This window comes from Marinobacter shunpengi (assembly GCF_045449695.1).
Taxonomy (GTDB): Bacteria; Pseudomonadota; Gammaproteobacteria; order Pseudomonadales; family Oleiphilaceae; genus Marinobacter.
Map to the genome: position 1 here is coordinate 82,749 of NZ_JBJJKZ010000002.1, position 21,057 is coordinate 103,805.

18 protein-coding genes are annotated in these 21,057 nt (G+C 60.1%); 12 read left to right on the forward strand and 6 right to left on the reverse strand.

Going from position 1 to position 21,057, the window contains the following annotated elements:
* Positions 1 to 87 precede the first annotated feature (87 nt).
* From ACJO2E_RS00830 to ACJO2E_RS00860, 7 genes are all read left to right on the forward strand, one after another.
* The gene (locus ACJO2E_RS00830; RefSeq protein ID WP_406960943.1) at positions 88 to 3,831 is read left to right on the forward strand and encodes a nitrate reductase subunit alpha; all 3,744 of its coding nucleotides are present in this window, start codon (positions 88 to 90) and stop codon (positions 3,829 to 3,831) included.
* Entirely contained in the window at positions 3,828 to 5,402 is a 1,575-nt protein-coding gene (narH, locus tag ACJO2E_RS00835) for a nitrate reductase subunit beta (protein WP_406960945.1), read from the forward strand. The genes ACJO2E_RS00830 and narH overlap by 4 nt, the downstream gene beginning before the upstream one ends.
* A 10-nt stretch (positions 5,403 to 5,412) precedes the next feature.
* Positions 5,413 to 6,153 carry a nitrate reductase molybdenum cofactor assembly chaperone gene (gene narJ, locus ACJO2E_RS00840; protein WP_406960947.1) on the forward strand — a complete coding sequence of 247 codons (741 nt, stop codon included), beginning with the start codon at positions 5,413 to 5,415 and terminating at the stop codon, positions 6,151 to 6,153.
* A gap of 20 nt (positions 6,154 to 6,173) precedes the next feature.
* Complete coding sequence (narI, locus tag ACJO2E_RS00845) at positions 6,174 to 6,854, forward strand: respiratory nitrate reductase subunit gamma (RefSeq protein WP_406960949.1); 681 nt, start codon at positions 6,174 to 6,176, stop codon at positions 6,852 to 6,854.
* Between the two features lie 64 nt (positions 6,855 to 6,918).
* A complete protein-coding gene (locus tag ACJO2E_RS00850) occupies positions 6,919 to 7,725 on the forward strand; it encodes a peptidylprolyl isomerase (RefSeq protein WP_406960951.1) in 807 nt (268 codons plus the stop codon).
* A gap of 170 nt (positions 7,726 to 7,895) precedes the next feature.
* Entirely contained in the window at positions 7,896 to 8,648 is a 753-nt protein-coding gene (locus ACJO2E_RS00855; RefSeq protein ID WP_406960953.1) for a Crp/Fnr family transcriptional regulator, read from the forward strand.
* A gap of 26 nt (positions 8,649 to 8,674) precedes the next feature.
* Positions 8,675 to 9,076 carry a ribonucleotide reductase subunit alpha gene (locus ACJO2E_RS00860; protein ID WP_406960955.1) on the forward strand — a complete coding sequence of 134 codons (402 nt, stop codon included), beginning with the start codon at positions 8,675 to 8,677 and terminating at the stop codon, positions 9,074 to 9,076.
* Between the two features lie 55 nt (positions 9,077 to 9,131).
* Here the strand turns inward: ACJO2E_RS00860 and moaA are convergent, their stop codons facing one another.
* Entirely contained in the window at positions 9,132 to 10,124 is a 993-nt protein-coding gene (gene moaA / locus ACJO2E_RS00865) for a GTP 3',8-cyclase MoaA (protein ID WP_406960957.1), read from the reverse strand.
* Positions 10,125 to 10,248: 124 nt separating this feature from the next.
* Positions 10,249 to 12,537, reverse strand: a complete 2,289-nt coding sequence (locus ACJO2E_RS00870) for a nitric-oxide reductase large subunit (protein WP_406960959.1) — start codon at positions 12,535 to 12,537, stop codon at positions 10,249 to 10,251.
* A 260-nt stretch (positions 12,538 to 12,797) separates the two neighbouring features.
* Here ACJO2E_RS00870 and ACJO2E_RS00875 point away from each other — a divergent pair, with 260 nt between their 5' ends.
* From ACJO2E_RS00875 to ACJO2E_RS00885, 3 genes are all read left to right on the forward strand, one after another.
* Positions 12,798 to 13,034 (forward strand): hypothetical protein, encoded by a 237-nt coding sequence (locus ACJO2E_RS00875; protein ID WP_406960961.1) that lies wholly within the window; start codon positions 12,798 to 12,800, stop codon positions 13,032 to 13,034.
* A 191-nt stretch (positions 13,035 to 13,225) separates the two neighbouring features.
* Positions 13,226 to 13,582: a YbaN family protein gene (locus ACJO2E_RS00880; protein ID WP_406960963.1), complete on the forward strand. Its 357-nt coding sequence runs from the start codon at positions 13,226 to 13,228 to the stop codon at positions 13,580 to 13,582.
* Positions 13,583 to 13,620: 38 nt separating this feature from the next.
* On the forward strand, positions 13,621 to 14,058 hold the full coding sequence (locus ACJO2E_RS00885; RefSeq protein WP_406960965.1) for an Rrf2 family transcriptional regulator: 438 nt from the start codon (positions 13,621 to 13,623) through the stop codon (positions 14,056 to 14,058).
* Between the two features lie 68 nt (positions 14,059 to 14,126).
* On the opposite strand, the gene ACJO2E_RS00890 is transcribed toward ACJO2E_RS00885, so the two are convergent.
* A complete protein-coding gene (locus tag ACJO2E_RS00890) occupies positions 14,127 to 14,720 on the reverse strand; it encodes an HD domain-containing protein (RefSeq protein ID WP_406960967.1) in 594 nt (197 codons plus the stop codon).
* Between the two features lie 214 nt (positions 14,721 to 14,934).
* Here ACJO2E_RS00890 and ACJO2E_RS00895 point away from each other — a divergent pair, with 214 nt between their 5' ends.
* Positions 14,935 to 15,579, forward strand: a complete 645-nt coding sequence (locus tag ACJO2E_RS00895) for a hypothetical protein (RefSeq protein ID WP_406960969.1) — start codon at positions 14,935 to 14,937, stop codon at positions 15,577 to 15,579.
* 106 nt (positions 15,580 to 15,685) lie between these two features.
* On the opposite strand, the gene ACJO2E_RS00900 is transcribed toward ACJO2E_RS00895, so the two are convergent.
* Positions 15,686 to 16,240 carry a porin family protein gene (locus ACJO2E_RS00900; RefSeq protein WP_406960971.1) on the reverse strand — a complete coding sequence of 185 codons (555 nt, stop codon included), beginning with the start codon at positions 16,238 to 16,240 and terminating at the stop codon, positions 15,686 to 15,688.
* Between the two features lie 237 nt (positions 16,241 to 16,477).
* On the opposite strand from ACJO2E_RS00900, the gene ACJO2E_RS00905 reads away from it, so the two are divergent.
* Positions 16,478 to 17,830 (forward strand): TrpB-like pyridoxal phosphate-dependent enzyme, encoded by a 1,353-nt coding sequence (locus tag ACJO2E_RS00905; RefSeq protein WP_406960973.1) that lies wholly within the window; start codon positions 16,478 to 16,480, stop codon positions 17,828 to 17,830.
* A gap of 66 nt (positions 17,831 to 17,896) precedes the next feature.
* Here the strand turns inward: ACJO2E_RS00905 and ACJO2E_RS00910 are convergent, their stop codons facing one another.
* Together ACJO2E_RS00910 and ACJO2E_RS00915 are read right to left on the reverse strand one after the other, a co-directional pair.
* Complete coding sequence (locus ACJO2E_RS00910) at positions 17,897 to 20,026, reverse strand: TonB-dependent siderophore receptor (RefSeq protein WP_406960975.1); 2,130 nt, start codon at positions 20,024 to 20,026, stop codon at positions 17,897 to 17,899.
* Positions 20,027 to 20,117: 91 nt separating this feature from the next.
* The gene (locus tag ACJO2E_RS00915) at positions 20,118 to 21,041 is read right to left on the reverse strand and encodes a helix-turn-helix domain-containing protein (protein WP_406960977.1); all 924 of its coding nucleotides are present in this window, start codon (positions 21,039 to 21,041) and stop codon (positions 20,118 to 20,120) included.
* Positions 21,042 to 21,057 lie beyond the last annotated feature (16 nt).

A 21,057-nucleotide genomic window follows, 5' to 3' on the forward strand; every position in this document is an offset into this window, starting at 1 on the left:
TAACTATGCAGCTTTCAGGATTTCTCTCCCACACAATGGTCTCAAATCGGAACAACGATCCGGCCAACGGGTTGATGGAGAGAGACCATGAGTCATTTGATCGACAAGCTTAACTACTTCAGGAAAAAGCGAGAGCCGTTTGCCAACGGCTACGGTGAAACCCATGAAGTCAGTCGCGACTGGGAAAACAGCTACCGCCAGCGCTGGCAGCACGACAAGATCGTGCGTTCCACCCACGGCGTGAACTGCACCGGCTCCTGCAGCTGGAAGATCTACGTCAAGAATGGCCTGGTCACCTGGGAAACCCAGCAGACCGACTACCCCCGTACCCGTCCGGATCTGCCCAACCACGAGCCCCGCGGCTGCCCCCGTGGCGCCAGCTACTCCTGGTACATGTACAGCGCCAACCGCCTGAAATATCCGCTGATGCGCAAGCACCTGATGAAGCTCTGGCGTGCGGCAAAGGCCCAGCATGGCGATCCGGTAGAAGCCTGGGCATCCATTGTGGAAGACCCGAAGAAAACCGCCGAGTACAAGCCTCGTCGCGGCATGGGCGGCTTCGTGCGTTCCAGCTGGGATGAGGTGAACGAGCTGATTGGCGCCTCCAATGTTTATACCGCGAAGAAGTACGGCCCGGACCGTATTTTCGGTTTCTCCCCGATTCCCGCCATGTCCATGGTGTCCTACGCCGCCGGTAGCCGCTACCTGTCCATGATTGGCGGCGTCTGCATGAGCTTCTACGACTGGTACTGCGACCTGCCGCCGGCCTCGCCGCAGACCTGGGGCGAGCAGACCGACGTGCCGGAATCCGCCGATTGGTACAACTCCGGCTATATCATCGCCTGGGGTTCCAACGTACCCCAGACCCGGACCCCGGATGCCCACTTCTTCACCGAAGTACGTTACAAGGGCACCAAGACCGTCGCTATTACGCCGGACTATGCTGAAGTCTCCAAGCTGTCTGATGAATGGCTGAACCCCAAGCAGGGCACCGACGCGGCTCTCGGCATGGCCATGGGCCACGTCATCCTGAAGGAATTCCATGTCGACAAGCCCAGCGAGTACTTCACGGATTACGTTCGTCGCTACACCGACATGCCCTACCTGGTCATGCTGGAGCAGCGTGACGACGGAAGCTATGCGCCGGGCCGTTTCCTGCGTGCCAGCGACCTGGTGGACGGCCTGGGTGAGGAGAACAACCCTGAGTGGAAAACCATCGCCATTGACGAGGCCAGCGGCGAGCTGACCGCTCCCAACGGCTCCATCGGCTACCGCTGGGGCGAAAAGGGCAAATGGAACCTGAAGCAGACCGCGAAGGACGCTGACGTCAACCTGCAGCTGTCCATGGTCGAAAAGCATGACGACGTCGTTGACGTGGCCTTCCCGTACTTCGGTGGCATTGAGCACGACCATTTCCAGCATGTTGAAGTCAAGGATGTGCTCAAGCACAAACTGGGCGCCCGCAAGGTTCAGCTGGCGGATGGCACCGAAGGCCGTGTAGTCACAGTTTACGACCTGATGGTGGCCAACTACGGCATCAGCCGTGGCCTGGGCGATGACGATGGTGCCACTTCCTATGATGAGGTGAAGCCATACACCCCCGCCTGGCAGGAAAAGATCACCGGTGTGCCTGCTGACAAAGTGATTCGCATTGCCCGCGAGTTCGCCGACAACGCGGACAAGACCAAGGGCCGTTCCATGGTCATCGTCGGTGCCGGTATGAACCACTGGTACCACATGGACATGAACTACCGTGGTCTGATCAACATGCTGATTATGTGTGGCTGTATCGGCCAGAGCGGTGGTGGCTGGGCCCACTACGTCGGCCAGGAAAAGCTGCGCCCACAGACCGGCTGGCAGCCCCTGGCCTTCGGCCTGGACTGGCAGCGCCCGCCGCGCCACATGAACTCCACCTCTTTCTTCTATGCCCACTCTGGCCAGTGGCGCTACGAGAAGCTGGGTGTGGACGAGATCCTGTCGCCACTGGCGGACAAGGACAAATTCGGTGGCAGCCTGATCGACTACAACGTTCGTGCCGAGCGTATGGGCTGGTTGCCTTCCGCACCGCAACTGAACCGCAACCCCCTGGGTATTGCCGCTGAAGCTGAAAAAGCCGGTATGGATGTCTCGGATTACGTGGCCAAATCCATGAAAGACGGTTCCCTGGCTTTCGCCAACGAGGATCCGGAAGCACCCGAGAACCATCCGCGCAACCTGTTCATCTGGCGCTCCAACCTGCTGGGTTCCTCCGGCAAGGGGCACGAGTACATGCTCAAGTACCTGCTGGGCACCACCAGCGGCCTGCAGGGCAAGGATCTCGGTCACGAGGGGGGCGCCAAGCCGAAAGAAGTGAAGTGGCACGACGAGGCGCCGGAAGGCAAGCTCGACCTGCTGGTGACCCTGGACTTCCGCATGTCTACCACCTGCCTGTACTCGGACATCGTTCTGCCGACCGCCACCTGGTACGAGAAGAACGACCTGAACACGTCCGACATGCACCCGTTCATCCACCCGCTTACCGCGGCGACTGACCCGGCCTGGGAAGCCCGTAGCGACTGGGAGATCTACAAGGGTATTGCCAGGGCCTTCTCCAAAGCATCGGAGGGCCATCTGGGTGTCGAGAAAGACGTGGTCACCCTGCCGCTGCTGCATGACGCACCGGCCGAACTGGGCCAGCCGTTCGATGTGAAGGATTGGAAGCGCGGAGAGTGCGAGCTGATTCCGGGCAAGACTGCCCCCAACTTCATCACTGTTGAGCGCGACTACCCGAACACCTACGCCCGCTTTACCTCGCTTGGTCCGCTGATGGACAAGCTGGGTAACGGCGGCAAGGGCATCAACTGGAATACCGAGAAGGAAGTGACGTTCCTTGGTGACCTGAACGAAAAGCACCTTGACGGTGCCAACGCCGGTCGTCCGAAGATCGAGAGCGCCATTGATGCGGCAGAGGTAATCCTCACCCTGGCACCGGAAACCAATGGCCAGGTAGCCGTGAAGGCATGGGCGGCCCTGTCCGAGTTCACCGGCCTGGACCACACCCACCTGGCTACCAACAAGGAAGAGGAAAAGATCCGCTTCCGGGACATCGTGGCACAGCCGCGCAAGATTATCTCCAGCCCGACCTGGTCTGGTCTGGAAGACGAGCATGTGTCCTACAACGCCGGCTACACCAACGTGCATGAACTGATTCCCTGGCGGACCCTGACCGGTCGTCAGCAGTTCTACCAGGACCACGAGTGGATGCGGGCCTTCGGTGAGAGCCTGCTGGTGTACCGCCCGCCGATCAACACCAAGACCGTCAGCAGCATGCTGAACCAGCGCAGCAACGGTAACCCGGAGAAAGCGCTGAACTGGATCACCCCGCACCAGAAGTGGGGTATCCACAGCACCTACAGCGACAACCTGCTGATGCTGACCCTGTCCCGGGGCGGCCCCATCGTCTGGCTGAGCGAAGACGATGCCAGGGAGATGCAAATCGAGGACAACGACTGGATTGAACTGTTCAACGCCAACGGTGCCATCGCGGCCCGGGCGGTGGTCAGCCAGCGGGTCATGCCGGGCATGGTGATGATGTACCACGCCCAGGAGCGGATCGTGAATATTCCGGGCTCCGAGATCACCGGCACCCGTGGCGGTATCCACAACTCGGTCACCCGGGTGTGCCCGAAGCCGACCCATATGATTGGCGGTTATGCCCAGTATTCCTACGGGTTTAACTACTACGGCACCGTAGGTTCCAACCGTGACGAATTCGTGGTGGTGCGCAAGATGCACAACATCGACTGGCTCGACGGCGAAGGCAATGACACTGTTCAGGAGGCTGTAAAATGAAAATCCGTTCCCAAGTCGGCATGGTACTGAACCTGGACAAGTGCATTGGCTGCCATACCTGTTCAGTGACCTGCAAGAACGTCTGGACCAGTCGCGAAGGCATGGAATACGCCTGGTTCAACAACGTCGAGACCAAGCCCGGCATCGGCTACCCCAAGGAGTGGGAGAACCAGGACAAGTGGAAGGGCGGCTGGATGCGGGACAGCGCCGGCAAGATCCGTCCGAAAATCGGTGGCAGGTTCCGGATTCTGGCGAACATCTTCGCAAACCCGGACCTGCCCCAGATCGATGACTACTACGAGCCGTTCGATTTCGACTACCAGCATCTGCACACCGCCGGCGACAGCAAGCACCAGCCAGTGGCCCGGCCCCGCTCGTTGATCTCCGGCCAGCGCATGCAGAAGATCGAATGGGGCCCGAACTGGGAGGAAATCCTGGGCACCGAGTTCGCCAAGCGCCGCAAGGACAAGAACTTTGACCAGGTACAGGCGGACATCTACGGCCAGTTCGAAAACACCTTCATGATGTATCTGCCGCGGCTGTGCGAGCATTGCCTGAACCCCACCTGTGTGGCCAGCTGCCCCAGCGGCGCCATTTACAAGCGGGAAGAAGACGGCATTGTCCTGATCGACCAGGACAAGTGCCGTGGCTGGCGGATGTGTGTCTCCGGCTGCCCCTACAAGAAAATCTACTTCAACTGGAAAACCGGCAAGTCCGAGAAGTGCATCTTCTGCTACCCGCGGATTGAAGCCGGTATGCCGACTGTCTGCTCCGAGACCTGTGTTGGCCGCATCCGCTACCTGGGCGTGCTGCTGTACGACGCCGACCGCATCGAGGAAGTGGCCAGCACCCCGGGCGAGCACGAGCTTTACGAGAAGCAGTTGGAAATCTTCCTGGACCCGAACGATCCGGCGGTAATCGAGCAGGCCAGGAAAGATGGAGTGCCCATGAACGTGATCGAGGCCGCCCAGCGTAGCCCGGTGTACAAGATGGCGGTGGACTGGAAACTGGCCCTGCCGCTGCATCCGGAATATCGCACCCTGCCGATGGTCTGGTACGTGCCACCCCTGAGCCCGATCCAGTCTGCTGCTGAAGCCGGCAAGGTGGAGTTCGACGGCGTACTGCCAAAGATCGAAAGCCTGCGGATTCCGGTCAAGTACCTGGCTAACCTGCTCACCGCCGGTGACGAGAAGCCCATTGTCCGGGCGCTGAAGCGGATCATGGCCATGCGCCTGTACAAGCGTGCCGAAACCGTGGAAGGCAGGGAAGACCTGCGTGCCCTGGAGGAGTGTGGCCTGACCAAGGCCCAGGCGGACGAGATGTACCGCTACCTGGCTATTGCCGATTACGATGATCGCTTCGTGATCCCGACCAGCCACCGCGAACTGGCGAAGGAAGCCTTCCCGGATGCGACGGCTCACGGCGAGCGCAATGGCTGCGGCTTCAGCTTCGGCGACGGCTGCAACGGCGACAGCAAGTTCAACATGTTCGGTGGCCGTAAGCAGACCACCAGCATGGTGCAGAAACTCTCCACCGTGAAGCAGGTGGACCCGAAGCAGCTGCAGGAATAAGGAGGCCGACATGCAACTTCTGAAAGTAATGGCACGACTTCTTGAGTACCCCACGGAAGAACTCCAGGCCTCCAAGGATGCCCTGGTTGCCGCTGTTCTTGAGGACAGCTGGCTACCCGGTCAGAACAAGGCCCAACTGCTTCGCTGTGTGGATATGCTCTGTGACGGTGACCTGCTCGACCGGCAGGAAGACTACGTGGGCATCTTCGACAAAGGCCGGGCCACGTCCCTGTTGCTGTTCGAACACGTACATGGTGAATCCCGTGATCGTGGCCAGGCCATGGTGGACCTGATGGAGCAGTACCGCGCCAATGGTCTGGAAATTGATGCAAGGGAGCTGCCCGACTACCTGCCGCTGTTCCTGGAATACCTCTCCACCCGCCCGGGGGACGAGATCCGGAACTGGCTGGAGGACATCCATCACATCCTTGGGCTGTTGGGCGAGCGCCTGTACCAGCGTGAAAGTCTCTATCACGTGGTGATGGATTCCCTGCTGGTGCTGTCCGGTCGCGAGGTTAACCGGCAGGAACTGGCGGGGATTGTGGCCACTGAAGAGCGGGACGACACCCCGGAAGCCCTGGACAAGGTCTGGGAAGAGGAAATGGTGAAATTCGTGGATGACCAGGGCAGCTCCTGCAGCACCGGTGGCGTGGTTGGGAAGCGCCGCCGCGAGCTGGAACAGACCCAGACCATCCACCTGAGTGATCAATTGATGACGGATGTGACTCCCCGTCCGGCAGGGCGCGCCTGAGGGCGCCGGAGGAAATGACGATGTCCTATCTCAATACATTGCTATTCGGAATCTATCCCTACGTCGCCCTCATTGTGTTGTTCGTTGGCACCTGGGCACGTTACGACCACGGTCAGTTCACCTGGAAGGCCCATTCCAGCCAGATTCTGCGCAAGAAAAACATGGTGTGGGCGTCCGTGATGTTCCATGTGGGCGTGCTGGTGATCTTCTTCGGCCACCTGGTGGGCCTGCTGACTCCCCACGCGCTCTATGAGCCTTTCATGACGCCAGGCGCCAAGCAGGTTATGGCAATCGTGGTGGGTGGCATCGCCGGAGTGTTCGCCATCATCGGCGGAGGCATGCTGGCCTGGCGCCGCCTGACGGATCCGCGGGTCAAGGCCAGCAGCACCTTCGCCGACAACATGATCATCATTATCCTGGTGGTCCAACTGGCTCTTGGCCTGCTCACCATCCTGCCCACTCTCGGGCACCTGGACGGCGGCACCATGCTCAAGTTCTCCGCCTGGGCCCAGGGGATCTTCACCCTGCAGGGCTCTGAGGTCGCGAACTACATCGCTGACGTGCACTGGATCTACAAGACCCATATCTTCCTGGGCCTGACCCTGTTCGTCCTGTTCCCCTTCACCCGCCTGGTGCACATGCTCAGCGTGCCGGTGGAGTATTTCGGGCGGAAGTACCAGGTGGTGCGTAAGCGGGCATAAGAGTAACCGGATATGAGCGGCCAGCCCGCAAAAATCTATGTCCATTCATAGCTGGAGCACGATTATGCAACTGATCCCGACCGGCGAAGCCGACAAGCCCAGAAACCAGTTCCCGCCGGTGTACGTGGGTGACACCCTGATCCCGGAAGACGACATCGCCCGGGAGATGCAGCACCATCCGGCGGAAGACGTCGCGGAAGCCTGGCACGAAGCTGCCCGCAGCCTGGCTATCCGCCAGTTGCTGCTGCAGCAGGCCGATATCCTGCAGCTCCCCGAGTCCATGGATGAGGAAGACCGCTTGGCACGGGTGCTGGAGCTGGAACTGAACGTACCGGACCCGTCCGAGGAAGACTGCGAACGTTTCTACGCCGCCAACCCGGCACGATTCCGCAGCCCGACCCTGATGGCTGTCAGTCACATCCTGCTGGCCGCCGCACCGGACGACGTGGAAGAACGTATCCGCCAGGAAGAGGCGGGCCATCAGTTGCTGTCTTCTCTGCTCGATGGTCGTTCCCGGTTTGTCGATCTGGCCAGGCAGTATTCGGCCTGCGAATCCCGCCACCAGGGCGGCAGCCTGGGGCAGATCAGCAAGGGCCAGACGGTGGAAGAATTCGAGCGCCCGGTGCTGAACCTGCAGGAAGGCCTCAGCCCAGGGTTGATCGAAAGCCGCTACGGCTGGCATATCGTACGGGTCGACCAGCGCATCGACGGTGAATCGCTTCCCTACGAGCACGTCAAACCCCAGATTCGTCAGTACCTCAGCGAAAGCGTCACCCGTCGGGCGTTCCGGCAGTACCTGCAGGTGCTCGCTGCGGAAACCGGAGTGGAGGGCGTCGACCTGGAACTGCCGGATTCGCCGTTGATGCAGTGAGCGGATGATATGTGTTGCGGGGGAGCATGGCTCCCCCTTTTTGATTCACATCAACTATCCACCAGTAACCGTCAATCTACCCCCTTCGGGGGACAGCATTCCGGCCACTGTCCCTCTACCATCTACCATCTAAAGCATTCTATGGGATACATGAAAAGGGGAAACCACTCATGGCTGTCGCTCAATCCGTTGAAAAACGTTATGAAAAACCGGTTCTCCTGGCGACCAACCGATTCCTCGAGAAGGAAGACGGTCTGGCCGCCATCCAGGGGCATCCACTGTTCACTTCCCTGGAACCCTGGGATCTGCAATACGTGCTGCAACACTCCCGTCGGGTCCGCCTGGGGCACCACCAGTTGCTGTACCGCCAGGATATGCCGGCTCATCATTTCTTCTTCGTGATTTCCGGTCGGTTGAGGCTTTATCGCCTGGATGCCTCCGGGGTGGACCGCACCCTGGACAGCCTGTTGCCGGGTAACTGCTTTGCCGAGGTGATGATCTACGCTGATCCGCCCCGGTATGCCTGTTACGCCGAGGCCCTGAAGAACAGCGAGGTATTGATGATTCCGGTGAAGGTGTACCAGGAACTGCTGGAAGGCAACCACCGGTATGCCCGGGCAGCCCTCCAGCACTACGCCATGCGGGCGGTGAGCCGGTTCCATGACCTGGAGATCATGACCGTGCAGAGTGCCCGGGACCGGCTGATCCGCTACCTGATCGACCTGCTACCCGACAATGCCCGTCAACAGGGCGGGGAAGTGGAACTGCCGTTGCCCAAGTGCCTGGTGGCGTCCCGACTGGCCATGCAGCCGGAAACCTTCTCCCGCATCCTGGCGGACCTGAAGGGCAACGGCCTGGTGAGGGTGAACCGCAGCAAGCTGTTTATTACTGATCCCGCGCGGCTGATTCAGCTCAGCCAGTGATCCTCCCTGTTGTTGAAGGAATACCCATGATTACCCGTTACACAGACCTGATGCAGGCCGTACACCAACAGGACGAGCCCCAGCGTTTGCTGTTCGTATTCTGCCGGGCCGAGTTACCCGATGATGCCAGCGAGGCCGAGAAGGCCGGCTTCGAGCGGGGTGAGGGCGGCGCGCTGACGCCAGTGGTGTGCGTCGACAAGGCTCCGGACGAAGTCACCCGGTTCGATGACCTGGTGGAGGAATCCAACCGCACCGGTCAGCCGTGGGATGTGGTGTTCGTCGCTGCCATGTCTGGCCGGGGTGGCGTTGCGCCGTCTTCCGACGATGCCCGGCAACCCCTGACCATGATGGTGGAGTCGATCCGTTTGGGGCATATCGGTGGCTACCTGCCGCTGGACCCGCATGGACAGGCGGTTGACCTTCACTGATGGACGCTAATGTGTGAACGAAGCGTCCCGGACGGGGGCCGTTGGAGGAAAGATATCAGCCCCCGGTCATATTCATGAACCGGAGAATCTGCACATCCCCCCCAACCTCGAAGTGGTGCTTCTCCGGTTTCAGGTCCATGGCATCAATAATAGTCTGTTTCAGTTTATCGTCTGTCACCGGGTTGCCCCGCAGCACGCGACGCAGGTCCACCGAATGCTCATTGCCCAGGCACAGCAGCAGCCGGCCTTCCACGGTCACGCGTACCCGGTTGCAGGTGGAGCAGAAATTATGGGAATGAGGTGAAATGAACCCGACCCGGGTTTCGCTGCCGGGCATCCGGTAGTATCGGGCCGGGCCGCCTGAATCCTCGGTGGCGGGCACGAGATCGTGATGCTGGCGGATGATATCCCGCACCTCGTCGCTGCTGCAGAAGGCCAGGCCCCGATCATGCTCGTTGATCTCGCCGAGGGGCATCTCCTCAATGAAAGTGATGTCGATGCCCTTGCGACGAGCGAAATCCACCAGCTCAGGCACCTCGTCGTCATTGCGGCCTTTAAGGACAACGGTATTGAGTTTGATGCCCCGGAAACCGGCTTCCCGTGCGGCATCAATGCCGTCCAGAACCTTTGACAGGCTGCCAGTGCGGGTGATCTGACGGAACTTGTCCTTATCCAGGGAATCCAGGCTGATATTGACCCGGTGCAGGCCGGCCCGTCGGAGGTCGTCGGCCATGGTGGGCAGTTGGCTGGCGTTGGTGGTCATGGCGAAGTCGCGCAGTCCATAGCTGCCGATTTCCTTTACCAGTTCCAGGATGTCCCGCCGCACCAGGGGTTCACCACCGGTGAGGCGGATTTTCTCGGTGCCCAGTTCCGTAAACGTACGGGCCACACGGGCAATTTCTTCCAGGGTGAGAACCTGTTGGCGGGGCAGGAAGGTCATATCCTCCGCCATACAGTACACACAGCGGAAGTCGCAACGGTCAGTGACAGACAGGCGCACGTAGTTGACGGTGCGGCCAAAACGGTCTGTCAGCTTGGATTGGGTCATGTCGGTATCCTGTTGCGATAAGGCATGCTGGATGCGCGATTATGTAATCAGTATGGCAAATCCCGCCGGTAAATCCGATACCCCGGCGGGAGTATCTCCATGTGGCCGTCCATGGCCCGATGGATCAGGCGCTGAGTTGGTCGGCCGCGCTGTGCGGTTCAGCTACCGACGGTGCCAGGGTGGGGAAGAAGATACCTTTCACCACCTGCCAGGCAATGGCCAGGGCGCCGACAATGAACACCACATCGCCCACGGTACGGAACCAGCGCAGGAACTGCAGGATATTGCTCTGCATGAAGGCTTCGCTGCGGGCGTACCACAGGCCCTCGCTGGCGCTGGCGACAAACTGGATCAGGCCCACTGGCAGCAGGCTGGTGAACAGCATCAGCGCCAGGCCGATGTTCAGCCACCAGAAACCGATCTTCATCAGCCGTTCGTCAAACACGATCCGGGGGCGGATATAGCGCAGGATCAGCAGGCTGAAGCCAAGGGCCAGGAAGCCGTATACCCCGAACAGCGCCGCATGGGCATGGGTGGGCGTGGTGTTCAGACCCTGGATGTAATAAAGAGCCACCGGCGGGTTGATCATGAAGCCCAGTACCCCTGCACCCAGCATGTTCCAGAAGGCCACGGCCACAAAGAAAATCAGTGGCCAGCGCACATTCTCCATCCAGGGTGCCCGGTGCTTCAGGCGCCAGTTCTCCCAGGCCTCGTAGCCCAGTACCACCAGCGGCACCACTTCCAGGGCGCTGAAGGTGGCGCCCACAGCCATCACCGGGGTGGTGGTGCCGGAGAAGTACAGGTGGTGGAAGGTGCCGGGCACGCCGCCGAGCATGAACAGACTGGCGGACGCCAGGCTCGCGGAGGTGGCCACGGTGCGGGACACCAGGCCCATACTGCAGAAGATGAAGGCCAGGGCCGCAGTGGCGAAGACCTCGAAGAAGCCCTCCACCCAAAGGTGGACAATCCACCAGCGCCAGTATTCCATGATGGAAATGTGGGTGCGTTCGCCGTAGAAGAAGCCGGCACCATAGAACAGCCCGATGGCGACCACGGAGGCGGTCAGCAGGGCAAGCAGATGCTTGTCGCCGGGCTGGCGCAGGGCCGGGACAATGCCACGCAGCATCAGCACCAGCCAGAACACGATGCCCAGGAACTTGCCGATCTGCCAGATCCTGCCCAGGTCGACGTACTCATAGCCCTGGTGACCAAGCCAGAAGCTCAGGTGCTCCGGCATGATCTGGGCAATGGCCAGGTAGTTGCCGATAAAGGAACCGGCCACCACGACTACCAGGGCCCAGAACAGCACATCCACCCCCAGTTTCTGGAACTTCGGGTCCTTGCCGCCGTTGATGATGGGCGCGAGGAACAGACCCGCGGCCAGGAAACCGGTGGCGATCCAGAACAGGGCGGATTGTATGTGCCAGGTACGTACCAGGGAGTAGGGGAACCACTCGGACACGTTGATGCCGTAGAAACTCTGGCCTTCCACGGTGTAGTGGGCGGTAAAGCCTCCCAGCATAACCTGGAACACGAACAGGCCTACAACCAGCAGCAGGTACTTGCCCAGGGCTTTCTGGGAAGGTGTCAGCGCAAAGCTGGTGAGCGGGTCCTTGACCGGGGCGACGGGCTCGTCCTCATCATGTTTACGCAGGAAGGCCCAGGCCCAGATCAGGCCGCCAACACCAGCAATCAGCAGTATCACGCTGACAACGGACCACACGATGTTCTCGGCGGTGGGCTTGTTGTCGATCAGTGGTTCATGGGGCCAGTTGTTGGTATAGGTGGCGTCACTGCCAGGGCGTTCGGTGGAGGCGGCCCAGGCGGTCCAGAAGAAGAACTCCGCCATACGTGCCCGGCGGTCCGGGCTGGGCAGGGTGTCCTCCTTCATGGCGTAATTTTTCCGGGTGGACTGAAGGCCCGGCGCGTCGCTGAACAGCTCGTCATAATAGGCAGCGGTTTGTGCGATGGCCTGTACCCGCCGGTCATCCAGCGTCAGTTCCCCGGTATCGGGATTGTAGCCGTTGGTCCGGTATGCCTCTTTAAGCTGGTACGCCAGGGCGTTCTGCTGTTGCCCGGTAAGGTTGTGCCAGTCCTGGCCATACTCCTCCCCGGCGGCAATATGCAGCCAGGCAGTCAGTTCACGGTGCAGCCAGTCTGCTGTCCAGTCCGGGGCCTGGTAGGCGCCATGGCCCCAGATGGAGCCCAGTTGCATCCCGCCGACCGACTGCCAGGCGGTCTGGCCGTCGAGGATGCTGTCTTCCGTCATCAGGGTGTCGCCGTCGACGGTGACAACGCGGTCGGGGATGGGTGGGGCAGCGCGGTAAACTTCCGCACCGAAGTAGCCCAGCAGGGCAAAGGTGATCGCCAGGATGGCAATCAGGATGTACCAGAGTCGGCGGTAGTGTGCCATGGACTGTCTCCGAGGTGGTTTTCCTTTACAGGTGGTCTCTCTTCGTTGTCAGGGAAGTCGTTCTATCTCAATAAGTATCATATTGAATACATGTTTATTTGATCCTTGAGATGCGTCAAATAATGGTGGGGTAGTCGGCAGGGAGGAAGTTTCTTTTCAGAATTGGTTTGAGTTGGCACCCTTAAACATTCTTTTTTCTTGAATGTTTTGGCTTGTTGTTTTCTAATACATTCATGTGGGATGAATGTATGGGGCGAGATATGGCAGCCGATGAAAGAGCCATGGAGCAGATGCTGAAATTGTCTAACCTGGCGCTGCTGGTCAGCGTAGTGGGCGTGGTCGCAACCGTGGTGTGTGCCTACCCACTTGCCGGCAGTCTTTCACTGCCGGCACAGGTGGCGGCTCACATCTTCACGCTGCTTTTTGCCACGACGCTGAAGCTGTCCTACATCACCCGGCTGATATCGCTGCGGCGTCTGGATCGCCCCGTCCACTGACAGAGGCTCGTTGAAATAAGGTAGAATTGTCATGTATCCGGAGCTTCGGGGGCATGACCTGATACCGGCACCGGAAATCAATCATGACTGAACCGATGGGTGACGGACCTGTCCCAGGAGGTTGCACGGTCCCAGGCAGGGGGCACTGGCCGGCTTTCTGCCCGGGATGCAGGCCGGTGGAGAGAAGTGGCATGAGGAAAACCGGTTATCGGATCCTGGCGTATATCAGTCTGGCGTTGGGGCTTGCGGGAGTGGTGTTACCACTCTTGCCAACAACACCGTTCGTGCTGCTTGCAGCATGGTGTGCGAGTCGAAGTTCGCCGGCGTTTGAAGCCTGGTTACATGGTCATCCGACCTTCGGTCCGATGATCCACAACTGGCGGGAGAGCCGGGCAGTGCCAGTACGCGCCAAGTGGACGGCGGCCCTGTTGCTGGCGTCCAGTTGGACCATGCTGTTCCTGATGGGGATGCCCCTGGCAGTGCTGGTCATGACTGGGCTTTTTTTCTCGGGTCTTGTGACGTTTCTGGTCACACGGCCATCGGTTTGATGATGTAGCCGGAAGGTTTTCCGGTCCAGGAGTTCCAGATGCACATAACCCGATACACCGATTACTCCCTGAGAGTGCTCATCTACCTGTCCATGCGGCGGGACCGGCTGTCCACCATCCAGGAAATTGCCGACAGCTACCAGATTTCCAGGAATCACCTGATGAAGGTGGTACACCAGCTAAACCGCAAGGGCTATATCGAGACGGTCCGTGGCAAGAGTGGTGGTATGCGGCTACACCGGGAACCCAGCACCATCAACATCGGCGTACTGGTTCGTGAGACCGAGCAGGACCTGAACGTGGTGGAGTGCTTCTCGTCGGACAACCAGTGCGCCATTTCGCCGGTCTGCGGGCTCAAGGGGGCCTTTGCTCACGCCCTGAATGCCTTCCTGGAAGCCCTGGATCAGTACACCCTGGAAGATGTACTGCCGGACCGACACCGGCCCCAGCTACTGCGTCTGCTGCAGATCGCCTAGTGTGCCGTTTGGTCAGCGAACTGNACTGACCAAACGGCACACCAGGGCCGCTGCCATGCAGGCCGTGATCAGGACATGGTCTTGTACAGCGAGCGCTTGGGCTTGGCCATCACCCGCTGCACCATGGGCTCAAAGAACTCCAGGGGCAGGACCTCGCCATCCGGGTTGAAGGCGGGGGAGTCATACTTGCTGACAAACTCCAGCGTACGCTCGTAATAGGGGTGGTCCCGGTACTGCTCCCTCAGGTTACGGTCCATGCCCAGGTGGTGGAAGAAGTAGTAGCCCTGGAAGATCGCGTGGTGCTTGACCATCCAGTGATTCTCCTCCGAGATGAAGGGTTCGAGAATGGCGGCGGCAATATCGGCGTGGTTGAAGGCGCCCAGGGTGTCGCCGATATCGTGCAGCAGGGCGCAGACTACGTATTCCTCATCCTTGCCGTCCCGATGGGCGAGGGTGGCCGTTTGCAGGCAGTGGGTCAGTCGGTCCACTTTGAAGCCGCCAAAGTCGCCGTCGAGTAACCTGAGGTGATCGAGGATTCGGTCCGGGTGGCCCTTGGCGAACTCCCGGTAGCACTGCCCGATCCTGTCCCAGTCCTCCTGGGTGCTTTCTTTCATGTCGGTGAAGGTGGCGCGTTCTTCCGCGCCCACGCTCATATCGCTCATGCCTTGACTCCTCATCAGTAGACGTCCTTTATTGTAGTTGTTGGCGTTTGCCTGACCCGGCCCCTGGCCGAGTGCATTGAGTCATCCCTGGAACACCATATAGCGAGTGTACGCTCGTTTTCTGTGAGAAATCCATTATTGCACAGGGGCGGTGTCGCATTGATATAAAGCGCGGTTTCATGATCCACAGGTTTACATCAATGGGAACAATGGAATGCTCGACTGGATACAGCAACACAACACGCTGGTGAACTCCCTTACCAGTATAGGCACCCTGGCAATCTGGCTGTTCTATGCCCAGTTACTTTACCTTGGGTTCAGTCGCCAGCGTCGCCCACGCATGCTGATCAACAAGGGAGTTGGCCATGAATTCATCGACTCCCCCTGCCTGGTATGCAATATGAGCCACGAATCGGTGTTTGTCTTTTTCGTGGTGGTACAGCTCAAAACGTCCAGGGGGCTGTTTACCGCCCCCATGACGGATATCTCCGGCAAGGCGGAAAAGGATGAAACGCCCGGCCTGAGGGAGCGGACCCGCCAGGGCCCCCTGGCGTCGGGGGAGTGTATTGAATTCATCAGCTTCCGGGACATGATCGCCACGATTGCCGAGCAGGAAGGCATCGAAACGGATAATGGCTACCCGTGCGACCCGGAAATTGAGCTGGAATGGCTGGAGATACACGTCATTTCCATCTATGGCTCCGACGACAAGGCCTTCGGGGCAGTACGACGTTTCCGGATATGTGCCGATGACGACACCCATGAGGTGCAGCTACAACCTTCCAGCCTGGATACCTCACGGCGTAAGTCCTGGCGTTACCGGCGGTTGATCAAACAGTGGCTGAAGGAATACCAGTAATCCCGGCGCTGATCCCAGTCGGTGGCGCGGGATATGGAGGAGGGGGGGGCAGGTTGATGGCAGGGGAGCAAAGCCCCACCGCGCTGGCGGGGCCCGGTTGTGAACCTCAGAATTCGAAGGTGACACCACCCAGGATGCCGGGCTCGCTGTCATACACATCCAGTTCGGCAAACAGCTTCAGGTCGGGTTCAATGGCATAGCGGGCCGTGCCGGTGAAGCCGACGTAGTCCAGGTCCCCGGTGACGACACGACCGCCGACACCCAGTTCCAGGTCATTGGTCAGTTGATGGCGAAGTCCCGCCCGGAAGCCCAGGCCGGTATCGTCCACATCACCGCCGTGATCCCACTCGTACTCCTGGTACTCCAGGGTTACGCCGCCCCAGATATCGGTTTTGGCGTCCAGGCCGTGACGGTAACCACCACCGACGTGCAGGGCAGTCAGGTCCACATCATCGGTCAGGAACTTGAGACCGCCAAAGGCGAAGATGTTCTCGTGCAGCAGCACGGAACCACGGGTATCGAGCCCGATCAGATCCTGCGACTCGAAATCCGGGTAGAGGGCCAGGCCGCCTTCCAGGTAGCTGTAGCTCAGGTTCTCGGCGAAGGCCGCTGCAGGCAGCAGCAGGGTGGCAGCCGCCAGTCCGCGAAATCCATTGTTCATAGTACGTCCTCGGGGTTGCGTTTACGGTCATTGTTGGTCATTGGGTCAATCCCGTTTCCGTTGGGAAACTGACGCCGAGATTAACAGAGCACCTCTGCCCGGTTGGCGAATATTTGGTAATGAAACCGGTCGCCGGAGGCCCGGACGACTGGCTGGATGATCGATATGGGGCAGTTCCGGAGCCCACCTGCTATGGTAATGTGCTGTATCCATCACAAGGTGCGAGGACCTCGAACAATGACAACAAAATACCTTCTTGATGAAACCCGCATGCCCAAAAGCTGGTACAACCTCCAGGCTGATTTCCCCGAGCCCATGGCGCCGGTGCTCCATCCGGCGACAAAGCAGCCTGTCGGACCAGCGGATCTGGAACCGCTGTTCCCGATGGCGCTGATCGAGCAGGAAGTCAGTACCGAACGGGAAATCGAGATCCCCGAGCCGGTGCGTGAGGTCTATCGCATGTGGCGGCCAGCCCCCCTGTATCGGGCCCATGGCCTGGAGAAGGCGCTGGGCACCACCGCGAAGATCTTCTACAAATACGAAGGTGTCAGTCCCGCCGGCAGCCACAAGCCCAATACCGCTATTCCCCAGGCCTTTTATAACAAGCAGCAGGGCATCAACCGGCTGACCACCGAGACCGGGGCAGGGCAGTGGGGCACGTCACTGGCCTTTGCCGGTTCGTTGTTCGATATGGACGTGAATGTGTTCCAGGTACGGGTGTCCTACGATCAGAAACCCTACCGCCGGGCGGTCATGGAAACCTATGGTGCGACCTGCGTGGCGTCGCCATCGGACATGACCGAGTTCGGGCGCAAGGTGCTGGCGGAGAACCCGGCCCATACCGGTAGCCTGGGTATTGCCATCTCCGAGGCGGTGGAACTGGCGGTGCAGGACCCGGACACCAAGTACGCTCTGGGATCGGTGCTCAACCATGTGCTGGTTCACCAGTCCATTATCGGGCTGGAGGCCATGGAACAGATGGAGATGGCGGACACCTGGCCGGACGTGATTGTCGGTTGCACCGGCGGCGGTTCCAACTTTGCCGGCATCGCCTTCCCGTTTATGGGGCATGCCCTGCGGGGCGGCGAGAAGAGCCGCATTGTGGCAGTGGAGCCCTCCGCCTGCCCGACCCTGACCCGGGGCAAATTCGCCTATGATTACGGCGATACCGCCCACATGACGCCCCTGACCAAGATGCACACCCTGGGCTCCCAGTTCACCCCGCCGGGCTTCCATGCCGGCGGCCTGCGCTACCATGGCATGGCGCCGATGGTCTCCCACGCCAGGGAACTGGGCCTGTTCGAGGCCACCGCCTATACCCAGCGGGAGTGTTTCGAGGCCGGGGTGCTCTTTGCCCGGGCTGAGGGCATTGTGCCCGCTCCGGAAGCCAACCATGCGGTCAAGGGGGCCATTGAAGAGGCCCTGCGTTGCAAGCGGGAAGGCACCTCTGAAACCATCCTGTTCAACCTCTGTGGCCACGGCCATTTCGATATGGCGGCCTACACCTCGTATTTTGCCGGGGAGCTGGGGGATTACGAGTACGATGATGCGGAACTGGCCATGGCATTGTCCGGATTGCCTAGCGTGTAACCGGCAGACGCCTGTTCCCAAAAAGCCCGCCGGGTGGCGGGCTTCAGGGATCAGGCCTGGGGAGGGTCAGAAGGTGTAGGAAACCTTGGCCTGAACGGTCCGCTCCGCACCAACCCAGCAGTTGAGTTCGTCGAAGCAGCTGTAGTACTCCTCGTTGAACAGGTTGTTCACTGACAGGCCGACTTCGGTTCCGCTGAGGCTCGGAGCTGCGTAGCTGAGGTCATAGGTCAGCGCCAGGTCCACCAGGTTGGCGTCCGGTACCTTGCCGGCGGTATTGGTGGCATTGAGTTCAGACTCGCCAATGTGGCGGAAGCCGGCACCCAGGGTCAGGCCCTCCGCACTGCCGTCGAAGAAGCTGTAATCCGCCCATGCGGAGAGCATCTGTTCCGGAACCCAGACAGGCGTATTGCCTTCCAGTCCGGTGTTGTCCTCGGTCACTTCCACGTCCTGGTAGGTGTACGCCAGGGATAGCAGCAGGTTGTCGACTGGCTGGCTGGAGGCCTCGATTTCCAGCCCGCGGGAGCGGACTTCGCCAGCCTGGATCTTATCGTAGGCGGTGCCGTTCGGGTCACGAGTCGGTACGTTTTCCTTCAGGATATGGAACAGGGCCACGTCGATCCGGTGCCGGTTGTCGGCTGATGTGAATTTGCTGCCCACTTCAAACTGCTTGCCGGTGGAGGGATCGAACTCGTTGCCGTTGCGGTCACTGCCTTCCAGGGGCTCGAAGCTTTCGGCGTAGTTCACGTAGGGGGAGAGGCCGTTGTCGAACTCGTAGAGGGCGCCGACACGGTAGGACCAGTTGTCCTGCTCCAGTTCGTTGTCCACCTGGGCGCCGTACTTGGTGCCTTCCTCGGTGCCCTTGAAGTCGTCCCAACGTGCACCGCCGATCAGCACCAGCTGTCCGATGCGGATCTGGTCCTGCAGGTAGACGCCGAGTTGTCGCTTGGATAGCTCGAAATCCGAGGTATAGGCCGTTCCACTCAGGTTCATGTCCGGGTCGATCTGGGTGTAGTCGGGGTTGTAAAGGTCGATGGAAGGTGCTGCATCGTCTTCGTAGGCGACATTGGAGTCCATCTTGATGTAGTCCATGCCCAACAGGACGTTGTGCTCCACTACTCCGGTGTGGAAGCGTCCGGACAGTTGGTTATCCACGGTGAAGCCGGTTATCTTTTCGTCGGTCAGGTAGGCGCGCCGGTGCAGGGTGCGGTTGTCGGCGTCAAGCGCGGTACTGTAGGTATTGGTCTGGTAGGCGTCGGCATCGGTGAACCGGAAGTTCTGCAGGAAGTTCCAGTTGTCGTTGAAGTTGTGGTTGATCTTGTAGCCGGCCATCAGCACTTCCTTGTCGAACTCGTTCCAGTTGGCATCGCCGGAGAAGGCGTCCTGGTCTAGATGGCCGTTGGGGTTGTCCTTGAACAGTGTGGAGGCGGGCAGGGTGGAGTACATGCCCATTTCCGGATCTTTCTGGTAATAGAGATTGACGTTGATCAGGGTGTCGTCGGTGACCTGCCAGTCGACGGACGGCGCGAACAGGTAGCGTTCTTCCTCGGTCGTGGCGGCCTGGTTATCCTTGCTGCGCCCGAGGGCTACCAGGCTGTAGGACAGGTCGCTGTCGCCGATCTGGCCGGTGCTTTCGAAAGAGGCCTGTTTCAGATCCTGCGTGCCGCCGGTGACTTCGATGCGATTGAAGGATTCTGTGGACGGGCTCTTTCCAATCAGGTTCACCATACCGCCTGGAGGCATGGAACCATACAGCGACGACGTAGGGCCCCGGAAGACTTCCACCTGTTCAACGGCAATCAGGTCGACCTGTGGCTGGAGGTTCCAGTCGTTGTACAGCAGTTGAAGACCGTCATAGTAGTTCTGGTAGTTGATAAAGCCCCGGATGCTGAACAGGTCCAGCCGGTTGACGGAACCTCCCCGCAATTCCGTGTTCACGCCGGGCACATAGCGCATGGCTTCCGCGACGGATTCCGAGCCGCGCATTTCAAGGGCGGTCTGATCGACCACGGTAATGCTCTGCGGCGTTTCCTCGGGCTCCAGAGCGGTCTTGGTGGCGGTATTCCGGTAGGTGTCACTGTAGACCGTCAGCGGGGCCAGTCCGGTGGAGTCGTTATCCTGGGCCATGGCGCTGGGCACGGCGATTCCGGCAATGGCCAGCGACAGCAGGGAGCGATGGAAGAGTGTCTTGGGAGGCATGAACATTACCTGCATTGCAATGAAAATGGAGGCGTGTCGTCACTGCACGCGTCATGATAATCATTCGCATTATATTTTGATTAACAGGTGTTCACTTAACCATTTGGTGCATGGGCAGGGTTTTGCCCTCGGCGGGCCGGATGGGGACCCAGTACTCGACGGTAATCTCATCCGCCGGTTCCGGGTCTGTCCGGGCGGGGTAGATTTCCAGATCGAAACCGTAGCAGCCCTGGTAGCCGGAGGCGGGCAGCCAGTCGCTGAGGAACCAGGACAGGGTTTTCTCCAGGTCCGCCACCGGTCCCTGGAAGGGCACCACGGCATACTCCTGGGCGGGCACCGTCAGCCGTGGCAGGTCCGGCAGTTGCCGCCAGGCGGATGCCTCGATACAGGCCCAGTAGGGGAAGCGGTGGTCGCCGGCATCGCCCGAGACGTCCATCACTCCCATCCGGGCGACGTCCTCCGGCAGGCTGTGACTCGCGCCCAGGCGTTGCCACAGGTCCGGTATCCGCTGGGCAAAGTCCGGGGTGGGGGAGTAGATGCCATGGATGTGACAGGACATGCCGACCACCTCGAAAGCCGGCCGTGACTCCACGCGTATCCGGGTCCGGTAGGGATTCTGGTGGAGCGGGGGCGCGGGTAGCGGTTCCACCGGAATGGGGGCCCGCAGGTGACAGCGGACACCACGCTTGCGGTACTGGCCCGGAGAACAGCCGAAGTACTGCCGGAAGCTCCGGCTGAAACTGATATCGGATTCGAAGCCACAGGCCAGGGCGATATCAAGTTGGCGGTCTCCGGTGCACAGCAACTGTTCCGCCGCCTTGCTGAGCCGGAGTTCGCGGATGTAGTGGGCCACCGAGCAACCGGTATGGGCCGCGAACACCCGTTGGAACTGCCACCGTGACCAGCCGCCCAGGGTGGCGAGGGAAGCCACGGTCAGAGGCTGGTCCAGGTGGCTGTGGATGAACCGCAGCACCTGCTCAATTCTTGATTGCGGTGTCTGTGTATCCGGTACCATTAGCGTCAGCCTAGGA

What these genes read in the sequence shown, in the direction of transcription:
- ACJO2E_RS00905 (WP_406960973.1), top strand. Translation starts at nt 16,478, where the DNA reads ATGACAACAAAATACCTTCTTGATGAAACCCGCATGCCCAAAAGCTGG.
- narJ (WP_406960947.1), top strand. Translation starts at nt 5,413, where the DNA reads ATGCAACTTCTGAAAGTAATGGCACGACTTCTTGAGTACCCCACGGAA.
- ACJO2E_RS00875 (WP_406960961.1), top strand. Translation starts at nt 12,798, where the DNA reads ATGGCAGCCGATGAAAGAGCCATGGAGCAGATGCTGAAATTGTCTAAC.
- ACJO2E_RS00860 (WP_406960955.1), top strand. Translation starts at nt 8,675, where the DNA reads ATGATTACCCGTTACACAGACCTGATGCAGGCCGTACACCAACAGGAC.
- ACJO2E_RS00910 (WP_406960975.1), bottom strand. Translation starts at nt 20,026, where the DNA reads ATGCCTCCCAAGACACTCTTCCATCGCTCCCTGCTGTCGCTGGCCATT.
- ACJO2E_RS00830 (WP_406960943.1), top strand. Translation starts at nt 88, where the DNA reads ATGAGTCATTTGATCGACAAGCTTAACTACTTCAGGAAAAAGCGAGAG.
- ACJO2E_RS00890 (WP_406960967.1), bottom strand. Translation starts at nt 14,720, where the DNA reads ATGAGCGATATGAGCGTGGGCGCGGAAGAACGCGCCACCTTCACCGAC.
- ACJO2E_RS00855 (WP_406960953.1), top strand. Translation starts at nt 7,896, where the DNA reads ATGGCTGTCGCTCAATCCGTTGAAAAACGTTATGAAAAACCGGTTCTC.
- narH (WP_406960945.1), top strand. Translation starts at nt 3,828, where the DNA reads ATGAAAATCCGTTCCCAAGTCGGCATGGTACTGAACCTGGACAAGTGC.
- ACJO2E_RS00870 (WP_406960959.1), bottom strand. Translation starts at nt 12,537, where the DNA reads ATGGCACACTACCGCCGACTCTGGTACATCCTGATTGCCATCCTGGCG.
- ACJO2E_RS00900 (WP_406960971.1), bottom strand. Translation starts at nt 16,240, where the DNA reads ATGAACAATGGATTTCGCGGACTGGCGGCTGCCACCCTGCTGCTGCCT.
- ACJO2E_RS00915 (WP_406960977.1), bottom strand. Translation starts at nt 21,041, where the DNA reads ATGGTACCGGATACACAGACACCGCAATCAAGAATTGAGCAGGTGCTG.
- ACJO2E_RS00880 (WP_406960963.1), top strand. Translation starts at nt 13,226, where the DNA reads ATGAGGAAAACCGGTTATCGGATCCTGGCGTATATCAGTCTGGCGTTG.
- narI (WP_406960949.1), top strand. Translation starts at nt 6,174, where the DNA reads ATGTCCTATCTCAATACATTGCTATTCGGAATCTATCCCTACGTCGCC.
- moaA (WP_406960957.1), bottom strand. Translation starts at nt 10,124, where the DNA reads ATGACCCAATCCAAGCTGACAGACCGTTTTGGCCGCACCGTCAACTAC.
- ACJO2E_RS00850 (WP_406960951.1), top strand. Translation starts at nt 6,919, where the DNA reads ATGCAACTGATCCCGACCGGCGAAGCCGACAAGCCCAGAAACCAGTTC.
- ACJO2E_RS00895 (WP_406960969.1), top strand. Translation starts at nt 14,935, where the DNA reads ATGCTCGACTGGATACAGCAACACAACACGCTGGTGAACTCCCTTACC.
- ACJO2E_RS00885 (WP_406960965.1), top strand. Translation starts at nt 13,621, where the DNA reads ATGCACATAACCCGATACACCGATTACTCCCTGAGAGTGCTCATCTAC.